Source organism: Coprococcus intestinihominis (assembly GCF_040096555.1).
GTDB lineage: Bacteria > Bacillota > Clostridia > Lachnospirales > Lachnospiraceae > Coprococcus_A > Coprococcus_A intestinihominis.
Genome location: NZ_JBBMEK010000136.1, coordinates 1 through 8,540 on the forward strand (window position 1 = coordinate 1; position 8,540 = coordinate 8,540).

12 protein-coding genes and 2 pseudogenes are annotated in these 8,540 nt (G+C 39.0%); all 14 read left to right on the forward strand.

Annotated features, from left to right (window positions below; translation table 11 throughout):
* Positions 1–172, forward strand: a pseudogene (locus tag WMO25_RS10845) (nuclear transport factor 2 family protein); the annotation flags it as partial.
* A gap of 47 nt (positions 173–219) precedes the next feature.
* The gene (locus WMO25_RS10850; protein ID WP_008118560.1) at positions 220–648 is read left to right on the forward strand and encodes a hypothetical protein; all 429 of its coding nucleotides are present in this window, start codon (positions 220–222) and stop codon (positions 646–648) included.
* 20 nt (positions 649–668) lie between these two features.
* Positions 669–1,670 (forward strand): helix-turn-helix transcriptional regulator, encoded by a 1,002-nt coding sequence (locus tag WMO25_RS10855; RefSeq protein WP_035402043.1) that lies wholly within the window; start codon positions 669–671, stop codon positions 1,668–1,670.
* Positions 1,671–1,910: 240 nt separating this feature from the next.
* Complete coding sequence (locus tag WMO25_RS10860) at positions 1,911–2,678, forward strand: zinc ribbon domain-containing protein (RefSeq protein WP_055161137.1); 768 nt, start codon at positions 1,911–1,913, stop codon at positions 2,676–2,678.
* Positions 2,679–2,890: 212 nt separating this feature from the next.
* On the forward strand, positions 2,891–3,466 hold the full coding sequence (gene lexA, locus WMO25_RS10865; protein WP_257361170.1) for a transcriptional repressor LexA: 576 nt from the start codon (positions 2,891–2,893) through the stop codon (positions 3,464–3,466).
* A gap of 157 nt (positions 3,467–3,623) precedes the next feature.
* A complete protein-coding gene (locus WMO25_RS10870; protein WP_349085346.1) occupies positions 3,624–4,322 on the forward strand; it encodes an ImmA/IrrE family metallo-endopeptidase in 699 nt (232 codons plus the stop codon).
* Positions 4,319–4,567, forward strand: a complete 249-nt coding sequence (locus WMO25_RS10875; protein WP_015530047.1) for a DNL zinc finger — start codon at positions 4,319–4,321, stop codon at positions 4,565–4,567. Before WMO25_RS10870 ends, WMO25_RS10875 begins: the two co-directional genes overlap by 4 nt.
* 310 nt (positions 4,568–4,877) lie before the next feature.
* The gene (locus tag WMO25_RS10880; RefSeq protein ID WP_349085347.1) at positions 4,878–5,465 is read left to right on the forward strand and encodes a sigma-70 family RNA polymerase sigma factor; all 588 of its coding nucleotides are present in this window, start codon (positions 4,878–4,880) and stop codon (positions 5,463–5,465) included.
* A gap of 105 nt (positions 5,466–5,570) precedes the next feature.
* A complete protein-coding gene (locus tag WMO25_RS10885) occupies positions 5,571–6,137 on the forward strand; it encodes a type II toxin-antitoxin system PemK/MazF family toxin (RefSeq protein WP_002594703.1) in 567 nt (188 codons plus the stop codon).
* The gene (locus WMO25_RS10890; protein WP_002594704.1) at positions 6,124–6,330 is read left to right on the forward strand and encodes an excisionase; all 207 of its coding nucleotides are present in this window, start codon (positions 6,124–6,126) and stop codon (positions 6,328–6,330) included. The genes WMO25_RS10885 and WMO25_RS10890 overlap by 14 nt, the downstream gene beginning before the upstream one ends.
* Before the next feature lie 99 nt (positions 6,331–6,429).
* Entirely contained in the window at positions 6,430–6,657 is a 228-nt protein-coding gene (locus tag WMO25_RS10895) for an excisionase (protein ID WP_002594705.1), read from the forward strand.
* Positions 6,623–6,904, forward strand: a complete 282-nt coding sequence (locus tag WMO25_RS10900; RefSeq protein WP_349085350.1) for an excisionase — start codon at positions 6,623–6,625, stop codon at positions 6,902–6,904. Before WMO25_RS10895 ends, WMO25_RS10900 begins: the two co-directional genes overlap by 35 nt.
* 9 nt (positions 6,905–6,913) lie before the next feature.
* A complete protein-coding gene (locus WMO25_RS10905) occupies positions 6,914–8,143 on the forward strand; it encodes a site-specific integrase (protein WP_349085352.1) in 1,230 nt (409 codons plus the stop codon).
* A gap of 322 nt (positions 8,144–8,465) precedes the next feature.
* Positions 8,466–8,540, forward strand: a pseudogene (locus WMO25_RS18935) (methionine--tRNA ligase subunit beta); the annotation flags it as partial.

Below are 8,540 nucleotides of genomic sequence, written 5' to 3' on the forward strand. Positions count from 1 at the left end.
CAAAATGAATAATGGAAATGTTGAAGAATTTGACGGAATATCTTTAATTGTATGGACACAGGATAACAAAATAAAATCATTAAAAGAGTTTGGTTGCAATCTTCATAATTACAATCCATATCGAGATAGTGATATTCCCGTATTTCGAGAAGAAAAAGCAAATTGGTTTTGAGAGGACTATAAATTCAAGTTTGTCGAGCAAAGGAGGTGCTGTAACAGATGGATGAACATTCCTATGACGATATAATCAATCTGCCGAATCCGACATCGAAGAACCATCCTCGTATGTCACTTCACGACAGAGCAGCACAGTTTGCACCTTTTGCGGCACTTACAGGACACGATGCAGCCATTAAAGAGACTGCAAGGCTAACAGATGAACGGTTAGAGTTAAGCGATGAAGTCATTATGAAATTAAATGACCAATTAAATATGATTAGAGATAATATCGGCACAGAACAGGAAATATCAATAACTTATTTCGTGCCTGATGATAAAAAATCCGGAGGAGCATATCTCACGCATTCCGGCATAGTGAAAAAGATTGATGAATTTGAACGCAAACTGATTATGCAGGATGAAACAGTAATTCCGACTGAACAAATCAGCGTGATACAGGGAGAAATGTTCAAAGGACTGTATGAGTAATAGCTTGGAAAGGGCAAACAATGGAAACAAAGCCGAGAATATTATACTTAAAGAAAATATTAGAGGAACGAACGGACGAGGAACATCCGCTTTCGACGACGCAGCTAATCAATATATTGAATGATGAATACGGAATATCTGCACATAGAACGACGGTCACAAAAGATATTGCTGCACTTCAGGAGTTTGGAATGGATATTGTTACTATCCATTCTACTCAGAGCAAATATTTTGTAGCCAGCCGTAAGTTTGAATTGCCGGAACTGAAACTGCTGATAGATGCAGTGGAGTCATCGAAGTTCATTACAAAGAAGAAAAGCGAAACTCTGATTGAGAAGATACATACGATGACCAGTCCGGGGCAGGTGGCAAAGCTGAAGCGTAATAACTATGTGGTCAATCGCATTAAGCCGGATAATGAGCAGATATATTACATTATTGACGCTATAAACGACGCCATCAATGCAGGCAAGCAGATTTCTTTTCAGTATTATGATTATACTGGATTAAAGAAAAAGGTTCTGAAGAACAAGGGCGAAGTGTATAAGCTCAGTCCGTATAAACTTCTCTGGTGTGGGGACTATTATTATGTTCTCGGATATTCTGAGAAGAAAAGTAAGGTTATCAATTTCAGAGTAGACCGTATTGCTTCAAAACCTGAGATATTGGATAAGGACATTATTCCTATGCCTGATGATTTTGATATTGAAAATTACACAAAGGAAGTTTTCTTTATGTTCTCAGGCGAGAAAGTTCTTGTGGATTTACGGTGTGATAACAGTCTGATGAAAACAATGGTTGACCGTTTCGGAGAAGATGTGACAACCCTTGCGTATGATATGACGTCTTTCAGGGTACAGACCGAAGTATCAGCCAGCCCTACCTTTTTCGGTTGGGTGTTTGGCTTTAATGGAAAAGTACAGATACTTGCACCGGAAAGTGTGAAAGAACAGTACAAACAGATGATTGCACAAGCCGATGAGGGTATGCAGGAAAAAGGAAACAAAGAACAGGAAATGTAACACTCCAAAGCATACGATGTCAAGAAACGGCAGAATCTTCCCACAAAGCTCGAAGTATGAATATGCTTAGGGCGTGGAGTTTGAAGTTTATCCGTTTGTGAATACAACCGCCCCAAACTATCATTGTGAAATTTGGTTAGCCGTGAACGAAAAAGGCGAGTAATAAGGACAGCAACTGCGAGTTGCTTGTTTGAGATAATGCGTGAGACTATAATAAAGGTGTAAGGGAGGTACTGCATAATGGATACAAAACAGGTCATACTTGAACTTCGTACTCAAAAGGGAATGTCGCAGGATGAGCTTGCAGAAAAAGTTTTTGTAAGTCGTCAGGCAGTTTCACGTTGGGAAAACGGAGAAACAGTTCCGAATACGGAAACATTGAAATTGCTGTCAAAAGTATTCGATGTTTCCATAAATACACTTTTAGGCTCACCGAGAAAGCTTATTTGTCAATGCTGCGGAATGCCGCTTGAAGATGATGATATTATCGGACACAATCACGATGGTTCTTTCAATGAGGACTATTGTAAGTGGTGTTATGCCGACGGAACATATACTTACAATGATATGGATGATTTGATTGAAGTTTGTGTTAAGAATATGGTAAGCGAGAATTTCACGGAGGAACAAGCCCGTTCTTATATGAAAGAGCTGCTTCCTACTTTGGATTACTGGAAGAAATATGATGAGCTTAGTGATAACGGTCAGTTTGAAGAATTCAAGAAAAAGTTAATCAATGAAATTAACGAATTGAATGTTGACGGAATGCCAAAGGTGGAAAAACTGAATGCCCTTGTGGGAAAGTATGTGAATCTTGAGTACCGGCTTCCGAATGGGCAAGCGGCTAAGTTTTTGAATGAGGCAAAGACATATCTGGGCAATCAGCTTGAATGTGAATACGGCGGCGATAGATGTTTCGGCGTTGTTGCAGATATTGATTTTATTCTTATTTGCACTTATGAAGAAGACGGTAAGAATCCGGAACTTGTATTGTATAAGAAAAGATGAGAATAGAGAAAAATAGTAAGCCATTGGAGTTAATGATTTCAGTGCAAGCAAAGAAATTTTGAGGTGTTAGCAATTTGCGACACCTCTTTTCTTTTGCGAAAAACCTACTTGAAAAAATTTTCGTATCAGGTATAATAAAACTATCGAAAGCAAACTGCTTCCGATAGAAAAGAAAGCGAGGTGCAGGTATGAGAAGCAAGAGTCCTGAACTTATGAGTGAGATAAAAAAGTATATCGAGGATTATTACCTGCAAAACAGACAATCCCCATCGACTACAAAGATTGCGGAAGCTGTTGGCATTGCCAGAGGTACAGCATATAAATACTTGGTAGAGATGGCTGAGAAGAATATGATTGAGTACGACGGGCAGGAGATTAGTACCAATGTGACCCGTAAGTACAGTGGCGAACAGACACAGACACCGATTGTAGGTTCTATTCCTTGTGGTAGTCCTCAGTATGAGGAAGAAAATATTGAAGAATATGTATCACTTCCTACTGCTATTTTCGGCAAAGGAGATTTCTTCATATTAAGAGCAAGCGGTCAGTCTATGATTGATGCAGGGATAGATGACGGCGACCTTGTGGTTGTTAAAAAGCAGGTAGAAGCCAATGATGGCGATATAGTAGTTGCCCTTGTGGATAATCAGAATACATTGAAACGCTACTTCAGAGATGATGAGAATAAGAAAATCATTCTCCACCCGGAAAATAAGAAGATGAAAGACATCATTGTAGATGAGTGCTGCATTCAGGGTGTGGCTTGTCACATCATCAAAGAACTATAACAGAGGACAGACGAATGAGAACACTTGAAGGAATTCGCTATCTAATCAATTTGGATAGTGCGGAAATACAACAGAACTTTGCCGGAGGAGTTGCACCGCCGGACAAGGTGGAGTCGGAGGTGGACACAACTTGAGTATTTATATGTCAAGAGCCGAGTTGGAAGAAATCAGCGAAGGCTTGATAACAGCTTATGCTAATAAGTTTAGCAATCGAGTGATTCAATCCATCGACATAGAACATTTCATTACAGAATTTCTTATGTTACGAATTGAATACGCTTTTTTTGCAGAAGATGATGCAGGCAGGATTGGTTTTCTGGCAGATGGAGCAACACCACTGCTGATACATCAGGACGGAAAAATTATTCCCTTTGTTTTCCCGAAAGATACCATCGTACTTGATAAATTTCTTCTTGCTGAAAAGGAGCAGGGACGTCGCAGATTTACAATGGCACACGAAGCGTCACATCATATCTTGAGTAAGATGTATGCAATGCCGAGTGAAGGATGCTTTCATGCAGAGTATGACAGTGAGCGTAGTTATTCCAAAGAGGAACTGGCTCAGATGTTTGCGTCTGTTGAGTGGCAAGCAGATACAATGGGAGCTTCGCTTCTTATGCCGAGAAGAATTATTGAAAATGCCTTGGCGAAATATAATCAGTCAAATCCGATAAAAGTTTATGGCGATAATACCATTACTTCAAAGGATAAAGCAGTTATCCGTAGAATGGCAGCTTATATCGGAGTATCTTATACAGCCTTGGTTATCAGATTGAGAGATATGGGGCTATTTGAGTATCACAATATCCTTGAGTACATTTCCAATGAGTTAAATCTAGGAGGTGTTTCACAATGAGGTTACAGACTCAGGTAGAACCTGAAATACAAAAGAGATTGCTTCTGTCAAGAGTAGAAGCAGAAAGTCTGAAAGAGCGTGATATTCTCTGCCCGACTTGCGGGTTCAGGATACAAAGAGTTTTTTCAGACGCAACCGGACATTTGAGTGTGAAGTGTCAGAAATGCAAGAATGTCCACATTTTAAATCTTGCTTACTTCCGCAGAATCCGTAGGAACGGATATGGCAGGAATTGCAGGCGATGAAGATTACAAGTAAATATCGAAACGATTTCTAATCGAGTAAGCGGAGATAAGCAATTTATTTGCTAAACTACCAAGCACCGTACGAAGCCGGATAAGTGAAGAATAGAAGTATTCTTTGCTGTCCAGATTCGACGGTGCTTTTTTGTTGCTGTTTTACTCGATTATGCTTCGTGCAGTATTAGGTCTTTTCCCTTACTTGGGAAAGGACTTTTATGTTTTATACCGTTTGGCAGTGCCAGATAGCTGAGTACCCGTAATCTCCGAATTTTGAAACTTATCAATTTTTCAAAATTCAAAGGAGATTACGGAAATGACAAACAAACTTACATTAACAGAACAAGAAGAATTATTTGCAAAGGATTGTAAACTGATAAATCTTAAATACGAATATAACGGTTATACCGGAGATGAGAAATGGGCGATTATTACGGAATTGTCTGTAAAAGAGCTTGGGGAGAAGTATCCCTTTGTTATAGAAAGATATTCTCCGTTTGTTCATCTTTCCATTGCACAGGGAGAAGTGATTGACGATGCAAACCGAAATGAGGACAAGTATGCAAAGAGAAGCAGTCGCACACTTGACTGCTATGGATATGACGATGAAATGTCCTCACAGTTCCATAAAGAACTTGCCATTATGTTTGACGACCCATTTGAAAGAGCAGAGGAAGAAAGGCTTGAACTGGAAAGAGAAGAATTGCGTCAGTGTGAAATCAGGAAAGCAAGGATAGCACTTTCAATGTTGCAGCCACTTCAAAGGGAACGCCTTATGAAGAATGTGTGCTGCGGTCTGAGTTCCAGAGCGATTGCAAAGCAGGAGGGCGTATATTACAGCTCCGTAGATAAGTCTATTGCTGCGGCAAAGAAAAACTTTATCAAATTTTATGAAAATCTCTGATTTTGGGTGTGCATTTCATACCCCTTTGTCCAAATGAGTGAAGGGGTTATTTCATTCCGGATACGAATGACACTTTAAAAATTAGATTCTTGTGAGGTTATGTATATGAAAGAAAAAATGATTTGTCGTGGGGATTTATTCTACTATGACTTTGGAGATAACAGTGGTTCAGTACAAAGCGGAGAACGTCCGGTGCTTGTCATTCAGGCAGACGATTATAACCAGAATGCTCCGACGATTATTGTTGCAGCGGTTACAAGTGTAATCAAGAAAAGATATTTGCCATCGCACATTATTCTTGGCGAGGAGTTTGGACTGAAGAAACCGTCAATGGTTCTTCTGGAGCAGATACGGACAGTCAATAGAGAGGATTTGCGTGAATACATAGGTACGGTAGATGACGATAAACTTTTCAGGCAGATAAACGCAACTTTGAAAAAGACTTTTGGACTTTGGGTTTACAAGCCGGAGGGGAAAGAAAATATTCGTTGTCTATGCCCGAAGTGCCTGAATGATTACATCCACAATCCGGACTATATTGTAAGGCGACTTGACCCATTTGCAAAGCGAAAAGACAGATGTGATAAGTGTGATGGGGATGGTTGGGATTATGTTGTTACCGACAGATATTCATCAAAGAAAGAAAAGAGGGGAAGCAATGACAGAAAATAAAATCATTATTCCTATCTGGAAGAAGTCCAATCTTACAGTAGAAGAAGCCGCAGCTTATTGTGGTATTGGCTCAAGAAAATTAAGAGAAATGTCCGACTCGGAGTTTTGCCCTTTTGTTCTTTGGAATGGAAGTAAGCGACTGATTAAAAGAAGAAAACTGGACGAATATCTTGATAATGCGTATTCGATATAGCTGATTTGTAAAATGTGCGATGGGTCGGTTCGCATGATAGGCTCATCGCCATTTTTTAATTATCATAAGGGCAGAAAAAAACAAGGAGGTGCTTCCGTAATGGCAGATACAGAAAAGATTATCCGAAAAAAATATGATGTGCCGATATGGCATAAGTCTAATTTGACGATTGATGAAGCAGTTGAATATTCTGGCATAGGTAGAGAAAGACTGAGAAAACTAACAAGCCAAGAAGAATGCCCATTTGTTCTTCATATAGGAAATCGTCGAATGATTAAGAGGAGGATTTTTGATGAATACATTGAAAAACTTACTTTCCTTGAATGATGATGAACGCTTACTTGCCGAAGTAAGAACATATCAGGAAAAACTCATAAGCAATACTGAAAAACCGATATGGGAAAGAAAGTGGCTGACAATCGAAGAAGCCGCAGCATATTCCGGTATAGGAAGAACGAAGTTGCGTGAGTTGTCTAATCAAGCAGGTTGTCCCTTTGCAATATGGATAGGCAATAAAATCCATATTGTGAGGGAACGACTGGACAAATATATAGATAAGCAGTTTAGAATTTAGGAGGATACAATGGCGACAAAAAGAAAAGATAAATCAAGGGTTGTTCTGAAAACCGGAGAGGTTCAGAGAAAAGACGGTACTTATCAATTTAGCTGGCAGGACAGCCAGATGAAAAGAAGATTTGTTTACGCAAGAACTTTAGATGATTTGAGAGAAAAAGAGAAGCGTATTCAGAAAGATAAATGTGATGGTATTAAGACTGAAGCACGATACACAACCATTGATGAATTATTTGACCTTTGGGCAAATATGAAAAGAGGGCTGAAGAATAATACCTTTGAAAATTACAAATATATGTACAATACCTTTGTGCGACCAGTGATTGGAAGTAAAAGAATATCAACGCTGAAGAAATCGGATATTAAGAAATACTACAATTATCTTGTTGATGAAAGAAATTTGAAGCCTTCAACGATTGATAATATACATACGGTTCTTCATCAGGTTTTACAGATTGCTGTCGATGATGACTTCATCAGAAATAACCCGTCAGATAATGTGTTGAGAGAATTGAAAAAAGCACATTGTTTTCAGTCGGAAAAGCGTAGAGCGTTGACGAAACCGGAGCAGGAGCTATTTCTGAATTTCCTGAAAACCCACCCTGTATATGAACACTGGTATCCAGTCTTTGCAGTAATGATAGGAACTGGACTTCGTGTGGGAGAAGTGACCGGATTGAGATGGTGTGATATTGATATGGAAAGTGGAATGATTGATGTTAATCATACTCTTGTATATTATGACCATAGGACTAAGGGAAGTAAAAGCGGCTGTTATTTCAATGTAAATACAACGAAGACTCCGGCGAGTATGAGGCAGGTTCCAATGCTCGGTTTTGTGAGAGAAGCATTTGAACAGGAGAAACAGAAGCAGGAAGATTTAGGACTTCATTGCGAGGTCACGATTGACGGATATACAGATTTTATTTTCATCAATCGTTTTGGTCAGGCACAGCACCAAGCCACACTCAACAAAGCAATTCGAAGAATTATCCGTGATTGCAATGATGAGCAGTTTTTGCACAGTGATGAACCTGATGTGTTACTTCCTCATTTTAGCTGTCACTCGCTAAGACATACATTTACAACAAGAATGTGTGAAGCTGGAGTAAATATAAAGGTCATTCAAGACGCACTCGGACATTCAGACATTTCAACTACACTGAACATCTATGCTGATGTTACAAAGGAAATGAAAGCGGCAGAGTTCAAAGGATTGGATAGCTACTTCGTAGTATAATATTGGACTTCACATACAGAAAGAGAACATACAGAGTGTTGTGTGTTCTTTTTTCTTGTTCTGAAGCAGGAAAAGATAAGGCAGCGTTACTTTGATGTGGATTGACATTGTAAATAAGAGAAGTTATAATTTCTTGTATATGAATATGCTCTTGCATATACTACTATCGCCCTACATCATTTACATCATATTTTACATCATTTGCCCGCAAAGTGACTCAAAGTAGAGCAAAAATATGAAGTATGGGGGATAATTGGAATATGGAGAATTTAATAGTATTAACACCAGCTTGGTCGAGTATGAAAGAACCACAAAAAAGCTCCCGACAATGAAGTCCTTAGATGGTGTAAATAAGAAAAATGATGTAAATAATACAGCTTCTGAAGCACCTGAAAAA